We start from the raw sequence: 1915 nt of genomic DNA, 5'->3' as shown, positions 1-1915 counted from the left end.
ATCTTTAAATCATGTATTCCTTTTTCTCTTAATTGCATATAAAGTTGTTGTTCAGACATTTTTGCCTTCATCAAGTTCGCTTTAATAATCTCTCCATTTTCAACAATTACAAAGCTACTGCCATTTAGGAATTGTTCCGCCTCCCTTGATTTCAGTTCAAAGAAATGAATGATAAGAAGTACGCTTGCAAATATTACAGCTGCAAATATAGATGGGACTACATTCCTACTTAATACAGGCTCTACAATAATACGCGCAATTGATACTACTATGATGATTTCAGCTCTTGTCATTTGGCTAACAGATTTACTACCTGTCATTTTTAATGCAAGAATCCCAGTGAGAATTAAAATAATGCTTTCAACAATAATATGCATAATAGCCCAATCCTTTAATGGTAAATGTTATTAGCATTCTAGATGCACTTTAAACTTTTTCGTGAAAATTAAAACTTACATATATAGAAAATGGATCTATTTAGATCCATCTTTTTTCAATAAGAATTTGATGATCTATTTTCTATTGTCAAAAAAACAAAAGCACCCAAATGGATGCGTATAGATTAAACTTATTCATTATTACTTTCTCCACTTTGATCATCAACTGATTTCGAGTCTAACATGCTGCCTATATCAGGCGGTAAGGCTAGCTCTATACCAGCTACTGGTTGATTATCTTCATTAAACCATTGTTTCTTAAATTTACTCAATTCTTCATTTTTCTTATTTCCATCCATATTACCCCGCCTTTTATGTACGTGATATTAAATACTTTACTTAATATGTACATTGAGAAAGATAATATACGATTTGTACATAATGAAAGAGCAACAACCCGTTGTGCCTATTAAAAATTAACACGTACATGCTACTCCTCGTTTTATTATCATATTAATGACAAAATATATGTGAGCTACGTGACAAGTACGTTGTCATTTTATTCAAATGAGACAAATACTTTTAAAGGAGTAATTATTCCTTGACTTAATTCCTCAAAACATTTTTCAAGTGCAGTATAATGAATTTCATGTTGAAAAATCTCTTCTATCCATGGCGTCTGTTCTATTTGACTAAAAAACCAATCTGCATGTTTTTGGTAACCATATCCATCACTTGAACCAATGATTTTCAATTCTTTTCGATAAAAGTCGGCGGTTAATGTTAAGTCTTCTATATTACCATCAGAAAGAATACATATCGCTCTATTACTATTAATGGCCTTTTGTAATGTGTGAAACCCTCTATTTGTAGCAGAACATTCCAAACCGTAATTATATGTTTCTATTATTTGTTTTTCTGAATCAAAGAGGTTTTTCGCACCAAACTTCTTTGCAAATTCTCTTCTATTTTTATTAGGCTCAACAACATCCACATGCTTAACACCTACATAGTATTTTAAGAAATAACAAGCGAGTAAACCGATAACTCCTAGTAATAAGTACTTTTTCATCCTGTCGCGGGTCTAGCTTCAATACCCCTTTAGCAGCATCACACGAAAGAATAGATAATAAAGCAACTTTAGGTTTTATATAACTAGGTACTCGAATTACTTTATCTCCCTTAACTATTCCTATCGTTTCATGTCCATAAAAAGAAACTACTTTATCACCTACGTTTAAATTTGTTACTTTATTACCAACTTGAATTACTTCACCATAACTTTCATATCCAGTTTTTTTTGGATAGATAGGATTTGTATCTGTAACATCCGATTCTTTATACTGTGGTAACTCTGCTCCAATACTTATTTCACCTGCAATTGTTTTAACGATAATTTCATTATCCTGTATAGACTTAATTTTACATGTTTTCCACTTAAGACGTTTTGGTCCTTCTAAAACTAATTTATTTTGTTCCATTTATACCCCTCACATTTTATAAAATATATTCTCACTAAATTTCAAACAATGTATAAT

2 protein-coding genes and 1 pseudogene are annotated in these 1915 nt (G+C 30.9%); all 3 read right to left on the bottom strand.

Going from position 1 to position 1915, the window contains the following annotated elements; translation table 11 throughout:
* Window positions 1-377: DUF421 domain-containing protein (locus ACQGS6_RS27500; protein WP_426965958.1), on the bottom strand; the 377-nt coding region annotated here is incomplete at its 3' end.
* Between the two features lie 191 nt (window positions 378-568).
* On the bottom strand, window positions 569-736 hold the full coding sequence (locus ACQGS6_RS27495) for a hypothetical protein (protein ID WP_000348947.1): 168 nt from the start codon (window positions 734-736) through the stop codon (window positions 569-571).
* A 200-nt stretch (window positions 737-936) separates the two neighbouring features.
* Window positions 937-1858, bottom strand: a pseudogene (locus tag ACQGS6_RS27490) (alcohol dehydrogenase).
* Window positions 1859-1915 lie beyond the last annotated feature (57 nt).

The organism is Bacillus sp. GMs2/2 (assembly GCF_050172095.1).
Taxonomy (GTDB): domain Bacteria; phylum Bacillota; class Bacilli; order Bacillales; family Bacillaceae_G; genus Bacillus_A; species Bacillus_A cereus.
This window is presented reverse-complemented; position numbering and strand designations above follow the sequence as displayed.

Coding starts and splice junctions, on each gene's coding strand:
- ACQGS6_RS27495 (WP_000348947.1), bottom strand. CDS start 736: ATGGATGGAAATAAGAAAAATGAAGAATTGAGTAAATTTAAGAAACAA.